General features: G+C 68.1%; 26 protein-coding genes and 1 pseudogene. 12 read left to right on the top strand and 15 right to left on the bottom strand.

The window, feature by feature from the left end:
• Positions 1-44 precede the first annotated feature (44 nt).
• A complete protein-coding gene (locus tag AB0I69_RS26870) occupies positions 45-227 on the bottom strand; it encodes a DUF397 domain-containing protein (RefSeq protein WP_363098233.1) in 183 nt (60 codons plus the stop codon).
• Positions 228-229: 2 nt separating this feature from the next.
• Entirely contained in the window at positions 230-1,093 is an 864-nt protein-coding gene (locus AB0I69_RS26865; protein WP_363098232.1) for a helix-turn-helix transcriptional regulator, read from the bottom strand.
• A gap of 187 nt (positions 1,094-1,280) precedes the next feature.
• Between AB0I69_RS26865 and AB0I69_RS26860 the strand changes: the two genes are divergently transcribed.
• The 3 genes from AB0I69_RS26860 (at position 1,281) to AB0I69_RS26850 (ending at position 3,164) form a co-directional block, all read left to right on the top strand.
• On the top strand, positions 1,281-1,700 hold the full coding sequence (locus AB0I69_RS26860; protein ID WP_363098231.1) for an ATP-binding protein: 420 nt from the start codon (positions 1,281-1,283) through the stop codon (positions 1,698-1,700).
• Between the two features lie 343 nt (positions 1,701-2,043).
• Positions 2,044-2,721 carry a hypothetical protein gene (locus AB0I69_RS26855; RefSeq protein ID WP_363098230.1) on the top strand — a complete coding sequence of 226 codons (678 nt, stop codon included), beginning with the start codon at positions 2,044-2,046 and terminating at the stop codon, positions 2,719-2,721.
• Entirely contained in the window at positions 2,718-3,164 is a 447-nt protein-coding gene (locus tag AB0I69_RS26850) for a PPOX class F420-dependent oxidoreductase (protein ID WP_363098229.1), read from the top strand. Before AB0I69_RS26855 ends, AB0I69_RS26850 begins: the two co-directional genes overlap by 4 nt.
• Here AB0I69_RS26850 and AB0I69_RS26845 read toward each other — a convergent pair.
• The 5 genes from AB0I69_RS26845 to AB0I69_RS26825 form a co-directional block, all read right to left on the bottom strand.
• Positions 3,161-3,700 (bottom strand): hypothetical protein, encoded by a 540-nt coding sequence (locus AB0I69_RS26845; RefSeq protein ID WP_363098228.1) that lies wholly within the window; start codon positions 3,698-3,700, stop codon positions 3,161-3,163. The two genes, AB0I69_RS26850 and AB0I69_RS26845, sit on opposite strands and share 4 nt — an antisense overlap.
• Before the next feature lie 204 nt (positions 3,701-3,904).
• Positions 3,905-4,432: a DUF6879 family protein gene (locus AB0I69_RS26840; RefSeq protein WP_363098227.1), complete on the bottom strand. Its 528-nt coding sequence runs from the start codon at positions 4,430-4,432 to the stop codon at positions 3,905-3,907.
• Positions 4,433-4,484: 52 nt separating this feature from the next.
• Positions 4,485-5,336 carry a helix-turn-helix transcriptional regulator gene (locus AB0I69_RS26835; RefSeq protein ID WP_363098226.1) on the bottom strand — a complete coding sequence of 284 codons (852 nt, stop codon included), beginning with the start codon at positions 5,334-5,336 and terminating at the stop codon, positions 4,485-4,487.
• Positions 5,337-5,358: 22 nt separating this feature from the next.
• The gene (locus AB0I69_RS26830) at positions 5,359-5,892 is read right to left on the bottom strand and encodes a DUF6879 family protein (protein ID WP_363098225.1); all 534 of its coding nucleotides are present in this window, start codon (positions 5,890-5,892) and stop codon (positions 5,359-5,361) included.
• A complete protein-coding gene (locus AB0I69_RS26825) occupies positions 5,867-6,124 on the bottom strand; it encodes a hypothetical protein (protein ID WP_363098312.1) in 258 nt (85 codons plus the stop codon). Before AB0I69_RS26825 ends, AB0I69_RS26830 begins: the two co-directional genes overlap by 26 nt.
• A 386-nt stretch (positions 6,125-6,510) precedes the next feature.
• On the opposite strand from AB0I69_RS26825, the gene AB0I69_RS26820 reads away from it, so the two are divergent.
• Positions 6,511-6,735, top strand: coding sequence for a DUF397 domain-containing protein (locus tag AB0I69_RS26820; protein ID WP_363098224.1), 225 nt, complete (start codon positions 6,511-6,513; stop codon positions 6,733-6,735).
• A 120-nt stretch (positions 6,736-6,855) separates the two neighbouring features.
• Positions 6,856-7,326 carry a hypothetical protein gene (locus tag AB0I69_RS26815; RefSeq protein WP_363098223.1) on the top strand — a complete coding sequence of 157 codons (471 nt, stop codon included), beginning with the start codon at positions 6,856-6,858 and terminating at the stop codon, positions 7,324-7,326.
• A gap of 12 nt (positions 7,327-7,338) precedes the next feature.
• On the opposite strand, the gene AB0I69_RS26810 is transcribed toward AB0I69_RS26815, so the two are convergent.
• Together AB0I69_RS26810 and AB0I69_RS26805 are read right to left on the bottom strand one after the other, a co-directional pair.
• Complete coding sequence (locus tag AB0I69_RS26810; protein ID WP_363098222.1) at positions 7,339-8,214, bottom strand: ABC transporter permease; 876 nt, start codon at positions 8,212-8,214, stop codon at positions 7,339-7,341.
• The gene (locus tag AB0I69_RS26805) at positions 8,211-9,215 is read right to left on the bottom strand and encodes an ATP-binding cassette domain-containing protein (protein WP_363098221.1); all 1,005 of its coding nucleotides are present in this window, start codon (positions 9,213-9,215) and stop codon (positions 8,211-8,213) included. Before AB0I69_RS26805 ends, AB0I69_RS26810 begins: the two co-directional genes overlap by 4 nt.
• Before the next feature lie 86 nt (positions 9,216-9,301).
• On the opposite strand from AB0I69_RS26805, the gene AB0I69_RS26800 reads away from it, so the two are divergent.
• Entirely contained in the window at positions 9,302-10,081 is a 780-nt protein-coding gene (locus AB0I69_RS26800; protein WP_363098220.1) for a TetR/AcrR family transcriptional regulator, read from the top strand.
• Here AB0I69_RS26800 and AB0I69_RS26795 read toward each other — a convergent pair.
• Positions 10,065-11,066: a WD40 repeat domain-containing protein gene (locus AB0I69_RS26795; protein WP_363098219.1), complete on the bottom strand. Its 1,002-nt coding sequence runs from the start codon at positions 11,064-11,066 to the stop codon at positions 10,065-10,067. The genes AB0I69_RS26800 and AB0I69_RS26795 overlap by 17 nt on opposite strands.
• A gap of 79 nt (positions 11,067-11,145) precedes the next feature.
• Between AB0I69_RS26795 and AB0I69_RS26790 the strand changes: the two are divergent.
• Positions 11,146-11,811 (top strand): annotated as a pseudogene (locus AB0I69_RS26790) (SGNH/GDSL hydrolase family protein); the annotation flags it as partial.
• A 35-nt stretch (positions 11,812-11,846) separates the two neighbouring features.
• Here the strand turns inward: AB0I69_RS26790 and AB0I69_RS26785 are convergent.
• Positions 11,847-13,376 (bottom strand): Stf0 family sulfotransferase, encoded by a 1,530-nt coding sequence (locus AB0I69_RS26785; RefSeq protein ID WP_363098218.1) that lies wholly within the window; start codon positions 13,374-13,376, stop codon positions 11,847-11,849.
• 145 nt (positions 13,377-13,521) lie between these two features.
• On the opposite strand from AB0I69_RS26785, the gene AB0I69_RS26780 reads away from it, so the two are divergent.
• Both AB0I69_RS26780 and AB0I69_RS26775 read left to right on the top strand, forming a co-directional pair.
• Positions 13,522-14,115: a Uma2 family endonuclease gene (locus AB0I69_RS26780; protein ID WP_363098217.1), complete on the top strand. Its 594-nt coding sequence runs from the start codon at positions 13,522-13,524 to the stop codon at positions 14,113-14,115.
• Between the two features lie 56 nt (positions 14,116-14,171).
• Positions 14,172-15,164 carry an aldo/keto reductase gene (locus tag AB0I69_RS26775; RefSeq protein WP_363098216.1) on the top strand — a complete coding sequence of 331 codons (993 nt, stop codon included), beginning with the start codon at positions 14,172-14,174 and terminating at the stop codon, positions 15,162-15,164.
• Between the two features lie 330 nt (positions 15,165-15,494).
• Here AB0I69_RS26775 and thpR read toward each other — a convergent pair whose 3' ends face one another.
• Positions 15,495-16,067 (bottom strand): RNA 2',3'-cyclic phosphodiesterase, encoded by a 573-nt coding sequence (thpR, locus tag AB0I69_RS26770; protein ID WP_363098215.1) that lies wholly within the window; start codon positions 16,065-16,067, stop codon positions 15,495-15,497.
• 83 nt (positions 16,068-16,150) lie between these two features.
• Here thpR and AB0I69_RS26765 point away from each other — a divergent pair, with 83 nt between their 5' ends.
• Positions 16,151-16,912 (top strand): DUF4239 domain-containing protein, encoded by a 762-nt coding sequence (locus tag AB0I69_RS26765; protein WP_363098214.1) that lies wholly within the window; start codon positions 16,151-16,153, stop codon positions 16,910-16,912.
• A 9-nt stretch (positions 16,913-16,921) separates the two neighbouring features.
• A complete protein-coding gene (locus tag AB0I69_RS26760; protein WP_363098213.1) occupies positions 16,922-17,449 on the top strand; it encodes a GNAT family N-acetyltransferase in 528 nt (175 codons plus the stop codon).
• Between the two features lie 37 nt (positions 17,450-17,486).
• Here the strand turns inward: AB0I69_RS26760 and AB0I69_RS26755 are convergent, their stop codons facing one another.
• Together AB0I69_RS26755 and AB0I69_RS26750 are read right to left on the bottom strand one after the other, a co-directional pair.
• Positions 17,487-18,758, bottom strand: coding sequence for an MFS transporter (locus tag AB0I69_RS26755; RefSeq protein ID WP_363098311.1), 1,272 nt, complete (start codon positions 18,756-18,758; stop codon positions 17,487-17,489).
• A 121-nt stretch (positions 18,759-18,879) separates the two neighbouring features.
• Positions 18,880-19,317 carry a MarR family transcriptional regulator gene (locus tag AB0I69_RS26750; RefSeq protein WP_363098212.1) on the bottom strand — a complete coding sequence of 146 codons (438 nt, stop codon included), beginning with the start codon at positions 19,315-19,317 and terminating at the stop codon, positions 18,880-18,882.
• 154 nt (positions 19,318-19,471) lie between these two features.
• Between AB0I69_RS26750 and AB0I69_RS26745 the strand changes: the two genes are divergently transcribed.
• Complete coding sequence (locus tag AB0I69_RS26745) at positions 19,472-19,663, top strand: ribbon-helix-helix protein, CopG family (protein WP_359606864.1); 192 nt, start codon at positions 19,472-19,474, stop codon at positions 19,661-19,663.
• 10 nt (positions 19,664-19,673) lie between these two features.
• Here the strand turns inward: AB0I69_RS26745 and AB0I69_RS26740 are convergent, their stop codons facing one another.
• Positions 19,674-21,068, bottom strand: a complete 1,395-nt coding sequence (locus AB0I69_RS26740) for an NCS2 family permease (protein WP_363098211.1) — start codon at positions 21,066-21,068, stop codon at positions 19,674-19,676.
• Between the last annotated feature and the right edge of the window lie 78 nt (positions 21,069-21,146).

Here is a 21,146-nt window from a genome sequence, read left to right as displayed (position 1 = left end):
GGGGGAGTGTCACATTTCTGCGGGGAGGGTGTGCTCTGGCGGGGTCAGAACTGCTGGAGGAAGCCGTGCCAACTCTCGCGGGAGACGGTGAGCAGAGGGCCGTCGTCTTCCGGGTGCTTGCTGTCGCGGACGGCTCGGCCGTGGGCGGCGGTGTGGGCGACCTCGACGCAGTCGCCCTGCTGCGCGGAGTACGACGACTTTCGAAAGGTGCCCACAACCTCGGTCACTATCATTCTTCCTTCATGCTCCGCAGTACGTCCCGGATGAGCCGCGCGCTCGCCTCCGGTGCCAGTGCCGCCGATCGTAGTAGGTCGAACGCGTTGCCGTAAGCAGCGAGATCATCTGGTGCTTCGAGGACCGACGTACCACGCAGGTTCTCCATGGCCACAGCTTCGACAGCGGGCTCCGAGTCGAAGCTGAACGATGAAAACGCCGGGATCGAGCCCACGAGCACTCCCGCGCTGAGCGGCAGAACCTGCACAGTGACGTTCTGCCTCTTCATGGCCCCGAGGATTGCGGACAGTTGCTCCCGGTGGATGTCGACGTTCACCAACGGGTGCACGACGGCGGCTTCCCAGAAGATGGCCGTGTACGACGCCCCACCCTCCCCGATCTTCGCCTGCCGCCCTTCCCTGACCTTCACCAACTGCTCAAGATTTTCCGGAGCGATGTAGTCGGGCCCTGCCGCGATGATCGCCTCAGCGTAGGCAGGAGTCTGCAACAGCCCAGGCACCAGCGCTGGTTGCCACTGTCGGATATAGGTCGCGTCGTCCTCCAACGCGATGTGGTCCAAGTAGTCCGGCTGCAGATGTTGCGCATGCTCCAGCCACCAACCCCGGTTCTTCGAGCGCTTGGCCAACTCCTCCAGCTTGGCCCGCACTTCGAGGTCTTTGACGCCGTACGCATCCAGCAGCAACCGCACCTCGATCACACGAGCCGTGACGTGCCCGCTCTCAAGGCGGCTGATCCTGGCCTGACTTGCCGCGATGACCTCGGCGGCCTGCGGCTGATCGAGCTTCGCCGCGTGCCGGTACTGCCTGAGCGCCGTACCCAAACGCCTGCTGCGTACCGTCGGCCGTCCACCTGCGGGCATGGGCCCTCCCCTCATCTTTCGGCAACGATGCCACACGGACCCCTCCCTCCGAGAGCATGTCACTCGATCGAGTGGACAGGTGAATGCATTCACTCGAACCTGTTGCACAGACGCCGAATCCGACCGTAGCTTCATGAACGCGCCGCAGCGCAACCCAACTTGACGCCACGTCAGGACGGAGTTCCCCATGCCCGCGTCCGAAAGCTTCCGCATCCCCAAACACCGAAGCCACGTCCCCGTCGCCCGCCAACGCGTCCGCAAGACCCTCGCGGACTGGGGCATCACCGACGAACTGGCCGACGCCGTAACCCTGTTGGCGAACGAACTCGTCACCAACGCCGTGACCCACTGCCAGGTCTCCTACTCCCAGATCAAGGTCGAACTCACCCTCAACGGCACGGAGTTGGTCCTGGAGGTCTCAGACCCGGACCGGGACAGACTCCCCCGACCTCACGACTCGACCCCGGAGGAAGAAGGCGGCCGGGGCCTCGCGCTCGTCGCCGCGCTGGCCGACAACTGGGGATGCCGACAGGAGCCGTACGCGAAGTGCGTGTGGGCGAGGTTCAGGCTGGAGGGAGTTCAGGCTCATGTTCCGGCGACTTTATGAGGCGGCGGCCCGCCGGCTCAGACCCCGAACTCCCCTGAGCTACACGGACCTTGCGCAAGAAGTCCGGACACCCGACCCGTACGTCTGGCGACTCCCCACCCCGCACGACGCCCGTTGGCGCCGCTGGCACAAACGCTCTCTCGCGGCCGGCCACTGTCTGGCGTTCCCTGCCGAAGAAGACTGTTGGCAGCCCACGCCTCGCACCCAACCCCCGTCCTGGCACGCCGAGGACGATCCGGTACGCCCCTACGTCACACTCACGTAAGTCGGTTGTCGCTCACATCTCCGAACGTCTCTGTTAGCGTCCGCGCGACCCCGCAAAGCTCCACAACAGGAGACGCAGATGGATATCGCCCTCATCCTCGCGAGCGGCATCGCCTGGACGATCGTGTACATCGAAGCGATCCGAGTCGGGTTCCGCGAACGCACGTACGCCATGCCCGCCGTGGCGCTGGGCCTGAACTTCGCCTGGGAGTGGACGTACGCGGTGCACAACCTGGCCTTCGACCCGTCGGTGCAGGGCGGCATCAACCTGGTGTGGGGCATCGCCGACGCGGTGATCGTGTACACGTTCTTCCGGTACGGCCGCGCCGAGTTCCCGGCGTTCGTCACGCCACGGATGTTCGCCGGCCTGAGCGTGCTGCTGTTCGGGATGTCGTTCGCCGTGCAGTGGCTGTTCCTGGCGAAGTTCGGCGCGGAGGACGCGGCCGGCTACTCGGCGTTTCTCCAGAACCTGCTGATGTCCGCCCTGTTCATCGCGATGTTCGTCGCACGGCGCGGGCTGCGCGGGCAGTCGGTCACGATCGCGGTCGCCAAGTGGCTCGGCACGCTCGCGCCCACGATCCTCTTCGGCGCCCTCCAGCATGACGGGTTCCTGCTCGGGCTCGGCATCATGTGCAGCGTGCTCGACCTGGTCTACGTCCGGTTGTGCGTGGGGGCGAAACGGGACGGCGGCGTGGATGACGTACCCGAGTCCAGCACCGTGACAGATCGGGCCGACAGTGCATCCATGGAGGCATGACCAGTCCGCACACGAGCCCCGAGCCCGATCCCTTCGTCACCTTCGGCACCTTCGCCAAGCAGTACGCCGTCCTGCTCACCACCCACAAACGGGACGGCACGGGCGTCGGCACCCCCGTGAGCCTGGCCGTCGAGGGTGACCACGCGTACTTCCGCACGCCGGGCAGCGCCTGGAAGGCCAAGCGGATCCGCAACAACCCCGAGGTGGAACTCGCCCCCGCCACCGTCCGCGGCAAGCCCACCGGCCCCGAGATCCACGCCCGCGCGCGGCTGCTGGACCACGGCAGCCCGGAGGACAAACACGCGGCGAAGCTACTGCGCCACAAGCACCCTTTCCTGCAAGGGGTGTTGGTACCGCTGGCGCACAAGGCGATGCGGACGCCGACGTTGCACTATGAGGTGCGGCCCGTGGAGAAGAAGGAGAACGGGAACGGGACGAGCTAGCCTTCTCCACCCGCCTTGGTCAGCGCGTCCACGATCATGCGGGTGGCGAAGTCGGGGTTGTCGGCGATGCGGTTGATGTGTTCCGCGAGCAGGAACGTCGTGGCTTCCAGCGGAGTCATCTCCTCCTTGGTCCAGTCGCCGTACTGCTGACGCCACAGGCTGGGGCTCAGTTCGGTACCCGCGGCGATCACCAGGCCGGTCATCATCGGGATGACCTCAGGGGGACAACTCCTGGGCATCATCCGCATCGTGGCCACGAGGGTGGGCACGACGTATTCGATGACGTCCTTGCCCTCGCTCTCGTGGGCCTTCCTCAGCCACGTCATGAACATATAGATGAGCGTGCAGGCCCCGTCCAGCAGATCATCGAGCCCATCGGGCCCCAGCGACGCGAGCAACTGGTCCATCAGCGCCTGCTGTTCGGGATCCGTCGCGGACTTTCCGGCATGAACGGCCTTGAGCCGGGAGTCGACCATCATGAGCGCGGCGCCCACATCTCCGACGGGAGCGTGCGCGGGGTCGCAGGGCGATGACACAGGATTCCTCCTCCGGTGGCCGCACTGGGTAACGCGGCGTGTTCGCAGAGTAGTTACCTGACGGGAAGCAGGTCAGCCGCTTCGCCACCTTTCACGGCAACGGGACGAGGAGTTGCATCAACCGCAGCCCGCCCTGCGTGAGTGCGTTGATCTGCCGGCGTGGCGACGGGGAGCTGAGCACGAGCCGACCGTACGCCTTCTCCTCTAGCTGATCCCGTAGTTCGCGTGCGGGGTTGCTCGCGCCCACACCGCCTCGAACGCCTCGGCGCACAGTTTCGCCGCGGCCGGATCCTCCCTGATCTCTCCGCCACCGGACGCGCCGTTCCCGGTGAAGTGATTCCAGCGGATCAATCGCTCGTCCAGGAGCCAGAAGTCGTTGCCCGGCAACGCGATGTCGGATGCCTGCCGACGCGGAAGCCATCGCACCTGTTCACCGGCTTCGATGTTGACCGGAGTCCCCGCGTACTCGTAGCGGATGTAGTCACTGACCGGCTCCGACACGATGCGGGCACGGCGCACCACCACTCCACGAGCAACCGTACGGCGGATGAGGCTCGTCCATGGACCCCAGTGCGGGGACTCCGGGTCGTTGTCCCGTTCTCCCGTCCGCTGCCAGTGGCCGAAGTCGTCGGCCTCACCGGCGACTCCGTAGGTGTCTCGCATCTCCAGGTGGACAGCCGATCGCCGCGCACTGTCCAGGAGTTCAGCGAAGCTCGGCACGTTCTGCGACATCGCACACCTTCCTCAACATAATCAAGACCTGAGCGTGCAGACAGCGGCCGGATCAGCGCAGCGCGTCGATGGCCTTCACTATCAGCGACCGGGCGTCCGCCCCGTACACGGCCATGCTTCGGAGTTGTTCGAACGCCTTGATGTAGAGCGCGATTTCGGAGGGCTGGGTGATGTTGACCTCGGCGGTGGCCAGCTCAACGGCGGCGAGGGTGTCGTCGTGGACGTTGAACGTTTCCTGCGGCCAGATCGTGCGCTCGCGAGTCGCCGTCGGGATGATGCCGAACGACACTTGTGGGAGCGCCCCGGCGGTGAGGAGGTAGCCCAACTGTGCGGCCATCGCCTCGGCGTCACCGAGTTGGTAGTACAGCGCCGCCTCCTCGATGAGGAACACGAACCGATGGCCCGGCTCATGGATCACCTGCGAACGCCGCACACGCGCAGAGGCAGCCTCCGCCGCGTCATCCGGAACCCGGTGGAAGCGGGCGCTCATGCTGAGCAACGCCCGGGCGTATCCCTCACTCTGGAGCAACCCCGGTACCAGGACCGGGGAGTACACCCGCAGCAACTCGGTCGACCGATACAGCTCGACGTAGCTGTCCTGCAACTTGGCCAGGCCCGCACGAACGCGCTGCCGCCACTCGCGGTACAGGGATTCCGCATGCTGTGAGGACGCGATCAGGTCCCGAGTCCGGTCGATGGCGCCTGTCGCGCGACACCACAAGCGAATGTCGGTCGGAGACGGAGGTGTGCGGGCATTCTCGATGCGCGAGGTCTTCGCGTGGTGCCAACCGCACTCGTTGGCCAGTTCAGTGACCGTCAAGCCCGCGTCCTTCCTCAGGTCACGCAGTTGCCGCGCCACGTTCTCACGCGCGGCTTGGGCCGAAGAAGACGGTGATATGGGCATGAGCTGGCCAACGATGCTTCTGTCAGTGGATCTCGTACGTCTCGTGCGGGACGGCGCGTTCCCAGACCGCCTCGAAGGCGTCCGAGCACTGCTTGACGATACTCGGCTCGGTGCGCAACTCCTTGCCCGGGTCGGCCCATTCGCCGATGCCGGTGAAGTGGTTGAAGAGGACCCGTGTCCCGTCGAAAATCCACAGATCCGCGCCCGGCAGCATCAGGTCGACCGCCCTCGGGCGGGGCAGCCATCGCACCTGTTCGCCGGCCATCACGTTGACACCCGTACTCGCGTGCTCGTAGCGGATGTAGTCGGTGACCGGTTCCGAGACGACACGGGCACGCCGTACGACGACACCACGGGCGACCACACGGGAGATCAGGTCGACCCAGGGCGCCCAGTACTCCGAGTTGGGATCGGTGTCCCTCCGCCCGGTGCTCAGCCACGCGTTGAAGTCATCCGCCTCGTCGCCGACGGCGTACTGATCACGCATTTCGAGGTGTACGGCAGAGCGCTGCGTGGCCTCCATGAGTTCGTCAAAGCTGGGCACGTTCTGCGGCATCGCAGGCCTCCCTCAACATCGGCGCCAGACGGGCGGGAATGCGAATCACGGTCTCGTGGTCCGGGATGCCCTGCGCGTGCCCAGGCGCTGTGTTCCTCGCGCACTGCACTCGCGTCATCTCGTCGGCCGTATAGCTCTGGATCACGATGTCCGCGTTGTCCACGTCCACCCATGCGGTCGGTGATCCGTCCCTGCCCGTCTCTGGATCGATCCCGATGAACTGTAAGTGCATGACGACCTCCGGCTGCATGTTAGTGCGCTGATGTGCACCAGATTCACGCCAGGGCGGGCCTCGGTCAAGGGCAAAAAGCAGCCATGCAACTTGCCAAAAGCTTGCATGCACATTAGTGCACAAGGCTGGATGCAACCCGTATCTCCTTCTTAGCCTGGGGCTGTACGAAGAACCCCGGCGAGACTGCGGAGTCTCCCGAGTGATGGCCGACCGACGCTCCTGAGGACCCCAACTGCGACATCTACGCCGCGAATTGGCGCCAACTCACCGCCCGCAAGCAATCCGGCGACATTGCTCAAGCCGCCCGCCACGCCACCGAGATCCGCGACCACGCCTCCGGAGTGCACGCAAGCCCCACCAACTGACCACCACAGGAAGGCACCCCCATGCTCAACGGCACCGACCTCTACCAACTCGACATCACCGCAGTCGCGTTCACGCAGGCCTGCGGCGGCCCCTGCACCGAGGGCTGCGTGACCCTTGCCCGGATCGGCGACGACGCCTGGGCCCTCGGCGACAGCAAGCGCCCCGACAAGGAGCCTCTGCGCTTCACCACCGAGGAACTGGGCGCGGCCGGCATCGAACCGGCCCGCTTCGGCCTGACCATCTGAGCCGCACAGAACCGCAGTCCCACCCATCCCGGCCGGCCCTGTAGCGACCCCAACTCGCCCTCCCCGGCCGGGATCTCACCACCTCCGAGACCGAGCCCACCCCGAACAGGACCCCCACCGGTGCACCACCACGCCTACCTGTGGACCGGCCCGAAAGCCCGCTTCGACCAGGAGGCGCTCCGGCGCCCGCCCCACCCGGAACCACCCCCACCCGGCAGCCGCCCTGAGTTGATCCAGCGGTATCGCGAAGTGGCCGCCGAGTTCCCGACCTCCGATCTACCCCCGCTGGAAACGTCGTACTGGCTGGTCAAGCCGAGCTCGCTGCTACAGGGAACATGGGCGGCCCCTGCCGACGCGGCAGCCTGGCTCGGTGACCAACTCGCCGCGTACACGCCCCGGTTCGCGAACGAGACGCAACGCGACGCCGGTCACCTCGCCCGGCTCGTGACCTCTGCCACCGATCGGCTGGGCTCAGGCAGTGACACGGCGTTCGGCTTCTACCTCGAACGCCCCTCGTTTCTCTCCCTGGCCCTGGTGACCTGCTCACCGAACCGCACAAGGCCCGATCTGCCCTGCCCCATGGGCACGTGAGCCGGACGACGCCTACCGGCTCAACCGCCGGAACCTCCGCACCGCCAACGGCAGGAACAGCAGCGTCAACGCCGCCGGCCACACCCCCGCCAGCAGCAGCGCATGCTGTTCCGGCCACGACGCGCCCCTGCCCGTCGGCGCGCCGAACAACGCCCGTGTGGCGCCCGCCGTGGACGAGAGCGGGTTCCAGAGCGCGGCCTGGCCGAGCCAGTGGGGCATCTGCTGCGGGGAGACGTAGATGCTGGAGATCATCGTCAGCGGGAAGACGATCGCGAAGAGGCCGCCCACCTGTTCGGGGCCCGGCAGCAGCAACCCCAGCCAGACGCCCACCCAGATCAGCGCGAAGCGCAGGGACAGGAGGAGTGCGACGGCCTTCACGAAGCCTAGGCCGTAGCCGAAGAGGGGGCCCGTGCCGAACTCCGGGCGCCAGCCCATGCCGTACGCCGTGGCCATCATGATGCCCAACTCCGCGCAGGACACGATCAGATCGGTCGCACCGCGCCCGGCCACCACCGCCGACGGCGCCATCGGCATGGAGCGGAACCGGTCGATGACGCCCTTCTTGGAGTCGTTCACGAAGATCGTCGCCGTGGAGACGAAGCCCATGGCTACCGTCATCACGAACATCCCCGGCATCAGGAACGCCTTGTAGTCGCCGCCGCCCGGCACCTGGATGGCCTTGCCGAAAACGTACCCGTACAGCAGCACGGACAGGATCGGGAAGCCCAACTGCCAGAGAATGCTGACCGGTTGGCGCCGGTAGTGGGTCAGGCCGCGCCGGACGACGTTCCAGCAGTCGGCGACCGTCCAGAAGAGGCGGCCGTGTTGGGGTCGTCTGCGGTACGTCCGTCCGGTGCCCTCGGACGCCGCCGAGACGCCGCCGCTCATGCCGCCGCCCCCTCGGTCTCCGGCGCCGACTCCCGCTCGGGCTCCGGTTCTTCTTCCGTACGGCGGCCCGTCAGCCGCAGGAACACGTCGTCCAGGCTCGGGCGGCGCAGGCCGATGTCCTCGACCGGGATGCCGTAGTGATGGAGGTATCGGGCGACCTCGGTCAGCGAGCCCACCCGGTCGGCCACCGGCGCGTGCACCCGCAACTCCCCCATGTCGGCCTCCGGTTGGCCGCCGTGGGCGACCCTCGCGACCGCCTGCAACGCGTAGGGGATGTGGGCCGGTTCGCGCACCACGACCTCGACGCGGTCGCCGCCGACGCGGTTCTTGAGGCCGTCGAGGGTGTCGTCGGCGATGGCCCGGCCCTGGTCGATGACGGTGATGCGGGAGGCCAGCCGGTCGGCCTCCTCCAGGTATTGAGTGGTGAGGAGGACTGTGGTGCCGTCGGCCACCAACTGCCTTACCGCTTCCCAGACTTCGCCCCGGCTGCGCGGGTCGAGGCCGGTGGTCGGTTCGTCGAGGAAGAGGACGGCCGGGGCCAGGATCATCGACGCGGCCAGGTCCAGGCGGCGGCGCATGCCACCGCTGTAGCCGCCCGCGCCCTTGTCCGCCGCGGCCTCCAGGTCGAACTGGCGCAGGAGTTGGGTCGCCCTCAACTTGGCGCGCCTGCGGCCGAGATGGAAGAGGCGGCCGAACATCTCCAGGTTCTGTCGGCCGGTGAGGATCTCGTCGATCGCCGCGTACTGCCCGGTGAGCCCGATCCGGGAACGCACCTGGCGCGGCTGCCGGGCCACGTCGAGACCGGCGACCGTCGCCTTGCCGCCGTCGAGCCGGACGAGCGTGGAGAGGATGCGTACGGCGGTGGTCTTGCCGGCGCCGTTCGGGCCGAGCAGCCCGTGCACGGTGCCCTCGCGGACGGCCAGGTCGAAGCCGTCGAGGGCGCGCTTGTCGCCGTAGCGCTTCTCCAGCGCCTCGGCCTCCACGACGTATCCGTGACTCATGGTTCCCTCCCTCCCGAACTGCGTGCACCGTATCCGATTACGCGTACGGTGTACCCGGTTTTCGCCCGGGGATCTACACTCCCCGCATGGCAAGCAGTCAGGAGTCCAGCGGGAGCGGTGACATCGCCCGCACCCTCGAACTGCTGTGGGACACCGGCCCCCGCCCCAGCCGCGGGCCGAAACCGGGGCTGTCCGTCGACCGGATCGTGGACGCGGCCGTCCGCATCGCGGACGAGGAGGGCCTGGACTCGGTCTCCATGCGCCGCGTCGCCACCGACCTGGGCACGGGCGCGATGTCCCTGTACCGGTACGTCCCCGGCAAGGCCGAACTCCTCGACCTCATGCTGGACCGCGTCCGCTTCCCGGACCGGCCCAACGACAGGGAGAGCAGCGGCAGTTGGCGCGCCGCCCTCGAAACCGCCGCCCGCGAGGCCCTCGCCGTGCACCGCCGGCACCCCTGGCTGCTACGCGTCAACCAGTCCCGCCCGCTGCTCGGCCCCCGCGCCCTCGCCACCCTGGAACACCTGCTCGGCCGCATCCGCCCGATGGGGCTGACCGACCCGGAACTCGTCTCGACGGTCGTCATGATCGACGGCTACGTCGTCGGCGCCGCGCGCACCCAGGTCCACCAGGAGGAGGCGGCCCGCAGCACCGGCCTGACCGACGCGGAGTTCTACGGCGCCCAGGTCCCGGCGCTGGAGAAGGCCATGGCCACCGGCGCCTACCCGACCCTCGCGTCCCTGTCCCCCGACACGTTCACCGCGGACTTCGACCACTTCGAGTTCGGACTCGGGCGCATCCTGGACGGGCTGGAGGTGCGGGTCCAACAGCGCCGCGAGGCAGGCGAGTTCAGCTACGACGGGTGAGGCGCCGCAGTCCGAAGACCGCCCCGCAGACGACCACGACGGCCAGCGCGCCCACCTTCACCTCATTGCCCGAGCCGCCCCCACCGTCACCGCTCGCCGAACTCCCGCCGCCGGAGGGCGACTTGGAGGAACCCGAACTCCCCCCGGGAGCGTCCTCGGCCTGCACGGGACTGTCCGTGCCCTCACTCCCGTACATGAGTTTCGTCCCGTCGACGGAGTAGCTGACGGACTCCCCCTGCCCCTGCAACGGCACGTCGAGACGGCCCCCGCGCTTGATCTTCCCGCCGTTCCAGTCGTAGTAGATACCGCCGAAGTAGCCGCGTACGGCGAGCTGTTGGCCATCCGGCGAGAAGGCGGCGTCGGTGGCCCAGAGGTCGACGGCGGCGACGGGCTTGAAGTAGTTGGTGCTGGAGGAAGAGAGCGTGGCGGGCCCCTCAAACAGATGCCCGCCGTCCTCCTTCTTGTCGATGATGTACACGCGCCCGGTCTTGGGGTGCACGATCAGCGACTCGGCGTTGCGCGCCCCGTCGGAGTACTTCACGACGTACTGCGTCGCCCGGATCGTCTGGTCCTTGAGCACCTTCGGCTCGGGCAGCTTGTAGATCCAGACGTACGGCCAGGTCCCGTCGAGGTTGTCGCCGATGTCACCGACGTAGATCTCGTTGTGCGGCCCGATGGAGATCGCCTCGACGTCACGCGGCTTGCCGACCCCGCTGAAGGTGACCGTGGCGACCGTCTTGCCGGTGCTGCTGTCGACGGCGTAGATGTACGGGCCGTCGTTGCTGTCGTTGTGCGTCCAGTAGATCCCGGGGTGGAGGTGCGAGGCGGCGAGCCCGCTGGACTCCGTGATCCGGGAGTCCGTGATCGTGAACCCCTTGTCGCCCTTGCCGCCGTCGTCGGCGACAGCCGGTGCTGCTGCGGTTGCGGGCAGGGCGAGCGCGCCGACCAGAAAGCCGGCGCCGAGGAACGCGAGGAAGCGACGCATGCCCCCAAGCCTGCCATCGTGGCAGGCCTCACACCCCATCGGCTCCAGTGATCGGCCGCCGATCGTCCATCATGAGCGGATGCTCAGGTTCATGCCCGTAGGCGACTCCATGACGATCGGGAGCGCGGGCGAACACACATGGCGTTACCGGATGTGGCAGCACCTGCGCGCGACCTACGGCGGCCCGTTCGCCGTGGTCGGCCCGCGCGAGACGCTGTACGACAAGGCGACGGACACGCCCACGTCGTACGAGTACGCCGACCCCGACTTCCCGCACTTCCACCTCGCTGGCTGGGGCGAGGGCTGGCTGCACATGGCCCCGCTGATCGGCGAGGCGGTACGCGCGCACCGGGCGGACGTGCTCCTGGTCTCCCTCGGCCTGATCGACCTGGGCTTCTACACGAACGCGACCCAGACGGCCGAGAACCTGCGCGCCTTCGTGGCGGAGGCCCGCGCCGCGAAGCCCTCCGTCCGCATGGTGTTCCTGCCGGTGATCCCGAACGTCCGCGCCGAGACGGACGCCCCCTTCGCCACCGAGGTCGCCCGCTTCAACGAACTCCAGGCGAAGGCGGTCGCCGACCTCGACGACCCGCGCTCACCGCTCCTCCTCGCCTCCCTCCCGGAGTCGTACGACGTGACCCACGACACGTACGACGGCACCCACCCGAACGCGTCCGGCGAACACAAGATCGCGGGGGCGTTCGCGGGGGCGCTGCATCAGGCATGGGGCATGGGCGAGGAGTACGGCGAAGACGGCGCCGACTACAACTCCGGCTCCGCCTACGACTCCGGCTCCGACTTGTCCACCTCGATGCCCCCAATGCCCCCGATGTCCCAGGCGTCCTCGATCTTCGAGCCGAGGGACACGGCACACTCCCGCGCCTCCGGCAGAAGATCCTCCCACCGGTCCTCCCGCCGCCCGAGGTAACCGTCCCGGGCCAGCTCCAGCACAGCCCGATGTTCCACCGGAACCCGTTCCAACGCCCAGTCGGCGGCACCGTCCTTGGAACGGATGCCCCCCGTGGCGAGGGTGGTCCAGACCCGGGCGAGGGTCAGCAGGACGTTACGGGTGTCGATGTCCAGGTCGTCCAGGAGCTGCGGCACTCCGGCGACGCTCCCGCGCAGGAGGTCGGCATGCGGGACGGGGTCGAGCAGTTCGGCGGGCGACGGCCCGTAGAGCGGTGCGTCCCCGAGCAGAGCCATGCTGAGCAACGGCGCGAGATCGGCACTGACTTCGGCCTCCGGCACGACCCCGCACTCGAACCCGGCCCGTAGCCATTCCCCGTACAGGAACTCGCAGTGGGGCGGATACCGCCAGGGCCGTACATCGCCTTCCACTACGACGATCAGCTCGACGGGCCGGGCATCCCCACCGGAGATCTTCATCAACTCCCGCACCAACAAACGGCGTTGCTCGCGAGCCATCCGGCGCCGTACGACGACGAGCACATCGATGTCACTGTCCGGCCGCAGCCCACCGTCGCCGATAACGGCGGACCCGTGCAGACAGACCCCGAGCAGATCGTCGCCGAACACCCCCTGGATCAGGGGCAGTAGCCGATACCGGGCGATCCACTCCTCGGTGAGTCGATCGGCCTGGCGTTGGTGACTGGGGGTGATCTGCCGTCCGGCGGGGAGGGTGGGACCGAGGCCGAGGTGGTCGAGGACACCGTGGGTGACGGCTTGCGGATCGGCGGCGAGGTCCTCGTAGCGGATGCGGTGCGGCTGGATGCCGTAGGCCTCGAACCAGCGCTCCCAACCGGCGTTGTGCTCCTCGATGGTTCGCATGATGTGGGTGATGGCGTCACGGTCGAAGCGGGGTTGAGCAGCGACGTCACCGCCACCTCCGCCGATCTCGCCCTTCCCGCCGATGAACCAGACCCCGGTCTGTTCGGCTCGCAGCCATGAGACGGCCTGGGCGAGGATGTCGTCCCGGTACAGATGCACGAACCGGACCCGCCGCCCGAACTCCCGCTCCAGCAACCGCAGTTCGTCCCCGGCGAGTTCAGGGTGAAGGCTCGCCAGTCTGCCGGTCAGTCCGGCGTGCGTGCCCCACATGAGCTTGGCTCCGAAGACCCCGTTGCCGGTCCGGCCGGCCACCAGCGCGGCCCGCACGAACTCGCCGTAGTCCAGGGCCCCTTGGGGCGTGTGCGCGATCCCCCACCGCTCGGCCCACGCGACCTCGTCCGGCGACCGGAAGTAGGCCTGCGGGTGCCCGGCGACCCCGGTGGAGTCGAGCAGGCCGAGGAGGAGGGAGCTGCCGGTTCGGGGCGTGGCGCAGAGGAAGTACGTGTCCGTCGGCGTGGTCACGGGGACCAGGCTCGGGGGTAGGAGTGGGTGCGGCAACCGAATATCGACGGTCGATGGCGTGATCACTACGCATCCCGGTCACCGTGCGTATCGTTGTACTGCGCGGCTGCACCCGTCCGTGGGGCAGCCGGGGAGGAGCGCCACGATGACCGTCCTTGAAGACAGGATCGCGATGGCCGACGCCGACGCCAACACCCAGCGCTTGGACGAGTGGTTCGAGCGGCTTGAGCGTATGCCCGTCCCCGAAGGATTCAGGGTCGAGATCGTCGAGGGCAACGTTCACATGACGCCGCAGCGGAACACGCATTGGCAGATTATTCGCCGGATCCTGCGAGCCTTGGAAAACAGGTTCGGGGAGGATGTCCTGGTCTTCACCGACGTCCGTGTCGATTTCCCCGGCTTCGAGAACGGCTTCTGCCCGGACGTCGCCATGCTCAAGGACGGGACGAAGCCTGACGACACGGGCCACTGGCGTTACCAGGACGTGGAGTTCGTCGCCGAGGTGATCTCCAAGGGCACGGCCGCCAACGACTACGGCCCGAAGCGGACGGCGTACGCGGAGGCCGAGGTCCCCGTCTATGTCATCGCCGACCCCTACCAAGGCCGCTGCCACGTCTACACCGACCCCAAGGACGGCGACTACGCGGACCCCGTACGAGTGGACTTCGGCACCGACGTCGACCTGACCGGCACAGTGGTCGACATCGTCCTCAAGACCGACAAGTTCCCCCGCGACTGATCCCCCTTCTGACCCCCCTTGCGTGGAGCGCACTCGAAGTCGTTGGCTAGGTACTCATGAAGTACACGCAGCTCGGACGCACAGGCCTCAAGGTCAGCCGACTGGTCCTCGGCACGATGAACTTCGGACCGCAGACGAACGAGGCGGACAGCCACGCGATCATGGACGCGGCGCTGGACGCGGGCATCAACTACTTCGACACCGCCAATGTGTACGGGTGGGGTGAGAACAAGGGCCGTACCGAGGAGATCATCGGCAACTGGTTCGCCAAGAGCCCCGTCCACCGCGACAAGACGGTCCTCGCCACCAAGGTCTACGGCAACATGGCCGCCGACGGCGACGCCTGGCCCAACCACGACAAGCTCTCCGCGGTCAACATCCGGCGAGCCGTGGACGCCAGCCTCAAGCGGCTGCAGACCGACTACATCGACATCTACCAGTTCCACCACATCGACCGTGCCACTCCCTTCGAGGAGATCTGGCAGGCGATCGACACCCTCATCCAGCAGGGCAAGATCCTCTACGTCGGTTCCTCGAACTTCCCCGGTTACAAGATCGCCCAGGCGAATGAGATCGCCGCGCGGCGTGGTGGCACCATCGGCCTGGTCAGCGAGCAGTGCCTCTACAACCTCGCCGAGCGCCGTGCCGAGATGGAGGTCATCCCGGCCGCGCAGGAGTACGGCCTCGGGGTCATCCCCTGGTCCCCGCTCCAGGGCGGGCTGCTGGGCGGGGTCATCAAGAAGGAGGTCACGGGCGGGCGCCGGGCGAGCGGCCGGGCCGCCGACACCCTCGCCAACCCCACCTCACGCGCCCAGATCCAGGCCTACGAGGACCTCCTCGACAAGCACGGCATCGAGCCCGGCGAGGCCGCCCTGGCCTGGCTCCTGACCCGCCCCGGCATCACCGGCCCGATCGTCGGCCCCCGCACGGCCGAACAACTCGACTCCGCGCTGCGCGCCGTAGAACTGGACCTGAGCGAGGAACTCCTCACCTCACTGGACGAGATCTTCCCGGGCCCGGGCCCGTCCCCGGAGGCCTTCGCCTGGTAATGCCGTGAGGCTGACAATGCCGTGAGGACAGCGCCCCGATAGGGGCGCGGGGCTGTGACATTGTGCGGCTCCGCCGCGAGGGCGCGACCAGTCACAGCCGGCCAGTCCCGGAGACCTCCGCCTGGCAAACGCCCCGAGGACAAGCGCCCCAAAGGGGCGCGGGGAACTGCGCGACCAGCCACACTCGGCCCGCAGCCAAAATGCGACCGCAGTTCCCCAGTCCTCAGTCCTCACTTACCGAGCGCAGCCGCAAGCCCCACAACAACGAACAACAGCACAAGCGCACCGGCCATGATCCGGTTCCGGAATTTCGGGTCCACGTACCCGAGCCTAACCGCCCGCTCCAAACCCCCAGCGGCCGACCGCCTCGTACCGCGGCTGCTCCCCCGCCACCCCGGACCTCGGCAGGTTGCTGCGCACGAGGACCAGCTCGTCCACCGTCCACGGACGCCCCGCGAAGTCGTCGAGACGGTCGAGATACGGCCGCACGTCCACCGCCTCCCGGCTCCGCGCCACGGTCAGGTGGGCGCGGTAACGCCGGTGCCCACCCATCTCCACGCCCGCCTTCCGCGCCGCCGCCTCGCAACGGTCCGCCAGCAGCCGCATCACCGTGACGTCCCCCTCCGCCCCGGCCCACAACGCCCGCCCCTGCCCGAACTGCCCGCCCCCGCGCACGGCCAGCCCGAACGGTTCGGTCCGCCGTGCCGCCCGCTCCAGCCGGGCCGACAGTTCGGGTACGACGTCCTCGTCGACCTCGCCGTAGAAGGCGAGGGTGAAGTGCCAGCCGGGGCGGCCGGTCCAGCGCAGGTCGTCCGCGCCCGGGAGCTGCCTCAACTCGTCGACCACCGAACCGAGTTCAGCCAGCGCGCGCTCCGGTGGCAATACCGCCGCGAAGAGTCTCATGGCGTCACTCTTCCAGGGACTGGATCACCCGGCCGGCGTCCCCCACGATGGAGTGACGCGCCGTCGACCGGGGGGACGACCAGATGCCGGTGCTCGGAATCCTGCTGCTTCTGACCGGGTCGGTGGCCGCCGCGGCGCTGCTGCCGGCCTTCGCCCGCGTGGTGCCGCTCGCCAAGCGGAAGGCGAACAACGACGCGATCGGGTTCGTGTACGCGCAGGTCGGGGTGGTCTACGCCGTCGTACTGGCGATGGTCGTCGTGGGGGTGTGGGACGCCCGGTCGCGGGCCCACGAGAACACGTACACGGAGACGAACGCGCTGCTGCAGATCGCCTGGTACAGCCGCACGCTCCCGCAGCCCGACCGGGGCCGGCTCGGCGCGCTGGCCGAGCAGTACACCGACACGGTGATCCACAAGGAGTGGCCGCTGCTGGGTGAGCAGCGGGACGACGCGGGGGCCTGGCGGCAGTTCACCGAGATCAGGGAGAGCATCAACACGCGGCAGCCGACGACCGGTGCCGATCAGGCGCGCTATCAGGGGGCGTTGGAGGCCGTCGCCCAGCTCGGGGACGCCCGCCGGGAGCGGGTGGACGAAGCCGCCACCGCCGGGGTGCCGGAGCTGCTGTGGGTGGCGTTGCTGCTCGGGGCGCTGGTCACCGTCGGGTTCGTCTATCTCTTCGGGATGGACAGCGTGCGCGCCCACGCGGGTGTCGTCTTCTCGCTGGCGTTCACCGTGGGCGTGATGCTGCTCATCGTCTACGAGTTCAACTACCCGTTCAGCGGGCCCCTGAAGGTCGCCCCGACCGCCTTCCGGCTCGCCCTGGAGCGGATGAGGGCCATCGCCTAGCCTGCCTGCATGACGACGACGAACCGGGAGATCAGCATCAGGGACGGCGGGCCCGACGACATCCCCGCGATACTCGCCATGCTCGACAGCGCCGTGGAGTGGCTCGTCGCTCAGGGGCGCACCGGGCAGTGGGGCACCAAGTCGTGGTCGGGGAGCCCGAAGTCCGTGGCGATGGTGGAGCGGTACGTGACGGAGGGCTCCCCGTACATCGCCGAGGTCGACGGTGTCCCGGCGGGCACGCTGACGCTCACCGACTCCCCGGGGCCGTATCTCGACCCCGCCGACGAGCCCGAGCGGTACGTCCATCTCCTCGCCTCCGACCGCCGGTTCAAGGGCTACGGCGTCGGCAGCGCGCTGCTCGCGCACGCGGCGGAGGTGACGCGAGGAGCCGGTATCTCCCTGCTGCGGGTGGACTGTTACGCGGGGGACGACCGCAAGCTCGTCGCCTACTACGAGAGCAACGGGTTCGCGGCGACGGAGGCCTTCGCCGTCGGGGAGGACAAGTGGCCGGGGCAGGTGCTGGCCCGGAGGGTGTGAGTCCCCGGGCCGGTCACACCGCACAACCGCGCAACTCTCAGGCCACCGCGGCCAGTTGCTCCCGCTGTCTCGGGACGAAGGCGACGCTCGGGTGGCCGTGGTTCCAGCCGACGGACAGGCGCAGGTCGCCGATGCGGGCCAGGACCAGGCCGATCGTGGCAGCGGCGGCGGCAGCGATGACACCGCCGAGGGCGAAGCTCACCCGAGGGCCGTAGGCGTCGGTGATCCAGCCGACGATCGGTGCGCCCACCGGCGTACCGCCCATGAAGACCATCATGAACAGGGCCATGACGCGGCCTCGCATGGCCGGGTCGGTGCCCATCTGGACGGCGGTGTTGGCCGTGACGTTGACCGTCAGGCCGGCGATGCCGATCGGGATCATGAGGAGGGCGAACAGCCAGTAGGAGGGGGCCACGGCGGCCACGATCTCCAGCAGGCCGAAGACGGTCGCCGCCGCGATCAGGACGCGTAGGCGGGTGGTGCCTCTGCGGGCGGCGAGCAGGGCGCCCACCAGCGAACCGACCGCCATCAGCGTGTTGAAGAGGCTGTAGGCGCCGGCGCCCGCGTGGAAGATGTCGTCCGCGTAGGCCGACAGCCACACCGGGAAGTTGAAGCCGAAGGTGCCGATGAAGCCGACGAGGACGATCGGCCAGATCAGGTCGGGGCGGCCTGCGACGTAGTGCAGGCCCTCGCGGAGCTGGCCCTTGGCGCGCGGGGCGCGCTCCACGACCTTCAGCTCGCGGTTGCGCATGAGGAGCAGGCCGGCCAGCGGGGCGACGAACGACAGGCCGTTGAAGAGGAACGCCCAGCCGGTGCCGACGCCGGTGATCATGACGCCCGCGACGGCGGGGCCGACCAGGCGGGCGGACTGGAAGTTCGCCGAATTCAGGCTGACGGCGTTCTGCAGCTGCTCGGGGCCGACCATCTCGGAGACGAAGGACTGGCGGGCCGGGTTGTCGACCACCGTGGCGAGGCCGACGGCGAAGGCGGCGACGTAGACGTGCCAGACCTGGACATGGCCGGAGAGGGTCAGGAAGGCGAGGGCGAGGCCGGTGAGGGCCATCGCGGACTGCGTGACGAGGAGGGTGGGGCGCTTGGGCAGCCGGTCGACGAGGACACCGCCGTAGAGCCCGAAAAGCAGCATCGGCAGGAACTGGAGGGCGGTCGTGATGCCTACGGCGGCGGAGGAGCCGGTGAGGCTGAGGACCAGCCAGTCCTGGGCTATTCGCTGCATCCAGGTACCGGTGTTGGAGACGACCTGGCCGATGAAGAACAGGCGGTAGTTCCGGATCTTCAGCGAGCTGAACATCGAGGACTTGCCGGTGGTGCCGGTGGGATCAGGGGTGGGCGGGGAGTCGGGGGTGGCTGGCGCGGGGGCGGAGTCTGCTCCGGGTCCCGAACTCAAAAGGTCGCCTCCTACATAGACGGATTTACAGGTGTGCGAGTTTTTCCAGCACGGGGGCGGCGGCGACGATCTTCGCCCACTCGTCCTCGTCCAGGCCGTCGACCAGGCCGGCCAGGAACGCGTTGCGCTTGCGGCGGCTCTCTTCGAGCATCGCCTCGGCCTGGGGGGTCTTGGTGACGACCTTCTGGCGCCGGTCCTCGGGGTGCGGCTGAAGCTGCACCAGGCCCTTGGCTTCGAGCAGCGCGACGATGCGGGTCATCGAGGGCGGCTGCACATGCTCCTTGCGAGCGAGCTCGCCAGGAGTCGCGCTGCCGCAGTTGGACAGGGTGCCCAGCACCGACATCTCGGTGGGGCTGAGTGACTCGTCGACCCGCTGGTGCTTGAGTCGACGGGACAACCGCATCACGGCTGATCGCAGGGAGTTCACAGCGGCAGCGTCGTCGCCATGGGTTAGGTCCGGCATGTTCTTTAGCGTAACTCATTACTCTCGCTAAAGACCAATGACAACACGCCGAGATGCCCGTGACTCCGGCCACTGAACCCTTCCGTCACCCATATGAGTGATCCGGGAGCGGAACGTGACACGGCGGCGGAGACCGCCCCGGACCCTCGTCTACATGGGGACCAGCGTGCTCAGCCTGCGGATAGACGGGGAGCTGCTCGAACGGCTCCGACACCATGCGGCGAAAAGGGGAATGAGCGTCCAGGACTACGTGGTCCAGACGCTCATTCGGGACGACTTCGACGAGCGGTTCCAGACCGCCGTGGAAGAGACCGAGAAGTTCTACGGCGTCAACGGGGTCACGTGACCCGGCCCGATCAGGTGAGACCCAGCGCCGGCATCAGGTAGTAGAAGCCGAACACCGCCGCCACGACGTACATCGGCACCGGGACCTCCCGGCCCCGGCCCGCCACCAGCCGTAGCACCACGAAGGTGATGAAGCCCATGCCGATGCCGTTGGTGATCGAGTAGGTGAACGGCATCGTCACCATCGTGATGAAGGCCGGGATCGCGATCGTGTGGTCGGCCCAGTCGATCTCCTTGACGGAGCCCGCCAGGATCAGGAAGCCCACCGCGAGCAGCGCGGGGGTGGCCGCCTGGGACGGGACCATCGTGGCGATCGGCGTGAGGAACAGCGCTACGGCGAAGAGCCCGCCCGTGACGACGTTCGCGAAGCCGGTGCGGGCGCCTTCGCCGACACCGGCCGTGGACTCCACGAAACAGGTGGTCGCGGAGGAGGAGCTGGCGCCGCCCGCCGCGACCGCGATGCCGTCGACGAAGAGGACCTTGTTGATGCCGGGCATGTTGCCCTCGCCGTCGGTCAGCTTCGCCTCGTCGCTGATGCCCATGATCGTGCCCATCGCGTCGAAGAAGCACGACAGCAGGACCGTGAAGACGAAGAGGACGCCGGTCAGCACACCGACCTTGGAGAAGCCGCCGAACAGGCTGAACTTGCCGATCAGGCCGAAGTCGGGGGTGGCGACCGGGTTTCCGGGCCACTTCGGGGTGGTCAGGCCCCAGGAGGGGATCGTCGCGACCGCGTTCACGATCACCGCGAGGACGGTCATCGTGACGATCGAGATCAGGATCGCGCCGGACACCTTGCGGACGATCAGCCCGAGCGTGAGCAGCACGCCGAGGATGAAGATCAGCACCGGCCAGCCGTTGAGGTGACCGTCGGCGCCGAGCTGGAGCGGGACGGTGGTCTGGGCGGCGTCAGGGATGCGGGAGATGAACCCGGAGTCCACAAGCCCGATCAGCATGATGAACAGGCCGATACCGATCGAGATGGCCTTGCGCAGTCCGTACGGCACCGCGTTCATCACGCGCTCACGCAGCCCGGTCGCGACCAGCAGCATCACGACCAGACCGGCCAGCACGACCATGCCCATCGCGTCCGGCCACGACATGCGCGGCGCGAGCTGGAGAGCGACGACGGAGTTCACGCCGAGTCCGGCGGCGAGCGCGATCGGTACGTTGCCGATGACGCCCATGAGGAGGGTGGTGAAGGCGGCCGTGACGGCCGTGGCGGTGACCAGCTGGCCGTTGTCCAGGTGGTGCCCGTACATGTCCTTCGCGCTGCCCAGGATGATCGGGTTGAGCACGATGATGTACGCCATCGCGAAGAAGGTGGCGAAGCCGCCCCGGATCTCGCGGGGGAGCGTGCTGCCCCGCTCGGAGATCTTGAAGTAGCGGTCGAGGGCGGTCGGCATTGGATGTTCCTACGAGCAGAAGTGGACAGACGGAAACCGTTTCAGTATGAACATATGAAGACGTCAGGCGCTATCTCC

This window comes from Streptomyces sp. NPDC050508, assembly GCF_040655155.1.
Classification (GTDB): Bacteria; Actinomycetota; Actinomycetes; order Streptomycetales; family Streptomycetaceae; genus Streptomyces.
The sequence above is the reverse complement of the archived record's forward strand: the minus strand, read 5'-3'. Positions and strand labels throughout refer to the sequence as shown.

What these genes read in the sequence shown, in the direction of transcription:
- AB0I69_RS26780 (WP_363098217.1), top strand. Translation starts at nt 13,522, where the DNA reads ATGACCGTCCTTGAAGACAGGATCGCGATGGCCGACGCCGACGCCAAC.
- AB0I69_RS26855 (WP_363098230.1), top strand. Translation starts at nt 2,044, where the DNA reads ATGGATATCGCCCTCATCCTCGCGAGCGGCATCGCCTGGACGATCGTG.
- AB0I69_RS26860 (WP_363098231.1), top strand. Translation starts at nt 1,281, where the DNA reads ATGCCCGCGTCCGAAAGCTTCCGCATCCCCAAACACCGAAGCCACGTC.
- AB0I69_RS26775 (WP_363098216.1), top strand. Translation starts at nt 14,172, where the DNA reads ATGAAGTACACGCAGCTCGGACGCACAGGCCTCAAGGTCAGCCGACTG.
- AB0I69_RS26755 (WP_363098311.1), bottom strand. Translation starts at nt 18,758, where the DNA reads ATGTTCAGCTCGCTGAAGATCCGGAACTACCGCCTGTTCTTCATCGGC.
- AB0I69_RS26850 (WP_363098229.1), top strand. Translation starts at nt 2,718, where the DNA reads ATGACCAGTCCGCACACGAGCCCCGAGCCCGATCCCTTCGTCACCTTC.
- AB0I69_RS26840 (WP_363098227.1), bottom strand. Translation starts at nt 4,432, where the DNA reads ATGTCGCAGAACGTGCCGAGCTTCGCTGAACTCCTGGACAGTGCGCGG.
- AB0I69_RS26835 (WP_363098226.1), bottom strand. Translation starts at nt 5,336, where the DNA reads ATGCCCATATCACCGTCTTCTTCGGCCCAAGCCGCGCGTGAGAACGTG.
- AB0I69_RS26865 (WP_363098232.1), bottom strand. Translation starts at nt 1,093, where the DNA reads ATGCCCGCAGGTGGACGGCCGACGGTACGCAGCAGGCGTTTGGGTACG.
- AB0I69_RS26805 (WP_363098221.1), bottom strand. Translation starts at nt 9,215, where the DNA reads ATGAGTCACGGATACGTCGTGGAGGCCGAGGCGCTGGAGAAGCGCTAC.
- AB0I69_RS26765 (WP_363098214.1), top strand. Translation starts at nt 16,151, where the DNA reads ATGCCGGTGCTCGGAATCCTGCTGCTTCTGACCGGGTCGGTGGCCGCC.
- AB0I69_RS26795 (WP_363098219.1), bottom strand. Translation starts at nt 11,066, where the DNA reads ATGCGTCGCTTCCTCGCGTTCCTCGGCGCCGGCTTTCTGGTCGGCGCG.
- AB0I69_RS26830 (WP_363098225.1), bottom strand. Translation starts at nt 5,892, where the DNA reads ATGCCGCAGAACGTGCCCAGCTTTGACGAACTCATGGAGGCCACGCAG.
- thpR (WP_363098215.1), bottom strand. Translation starts at nt 16,067, where the DNA reads ATGAGACTCTTCGCGGCGGTATTGCCACCGGAGCGCGCGCTGGCTGAA.
- AB0I69_RS26800 (WP_363098220.1), top strand. Translation starts at nt 9,302, where the DNA reads ATGGCAAGCAGTCAGGAGTCCAGCGGGAGCGGTGACATCGCCCGCACC.
- AB0I69_RS26820 (WP_363098224.1), top strand. Translation starts at nt 6,511, where the DNA reads ATGCTCAACGGCACCGACCTCTACCAACTCGACATCACCGCAGTCGCG.
- AB0I69_RS26760 (WP_363098213.1), top strand. Translation starts at nt 16,922, where the DNA reads ATGACGACGACGAACCGGGAGATCAGCATCAGGGACGGCGGGCCCGAC.
- AB0I69_RS26825 (WP_363098312.1), bottom strand. Translation starts at nt 6,124, where the DNA reads ATGCACTTACAGTTCATCGGGATCGATCCAGAGACGGGCAGGGACGGA.
- AB0I69_RS26750 (WP_363098212.1), bottom strand. Translation starts at nt 19,317, where the DNA reads ATGCCGGACCTAACCCATGGCGACGACGCTGCCGCTGTGAACTCCCTG.
- AB0I69_RS26810 (WP_363098222.1), bottom strand. Translation starts at nt 8,214, where the DNA reads ATGAGCGGCGGCGTCTCGGCGGCGTCCGAGGGCACCGGACGGACGTAC.
- AB0I69_RS26745 (WP_359606864.1), top strand. Translation starts at nt 19,472, where the DNA reads ATGGGGACCAGCGTGCTCAGCCTGCGGATAGACGGGGAGCTGCTCGAA.
- AB0I69_RS26740 (WP_363098211.1), bottom strand. Translation starts at nt 21,068, where the DNA reads ATGCCGACCGCCCTCGACCGCTACTTCAAGATCTCCGAGCGGGGCAGC.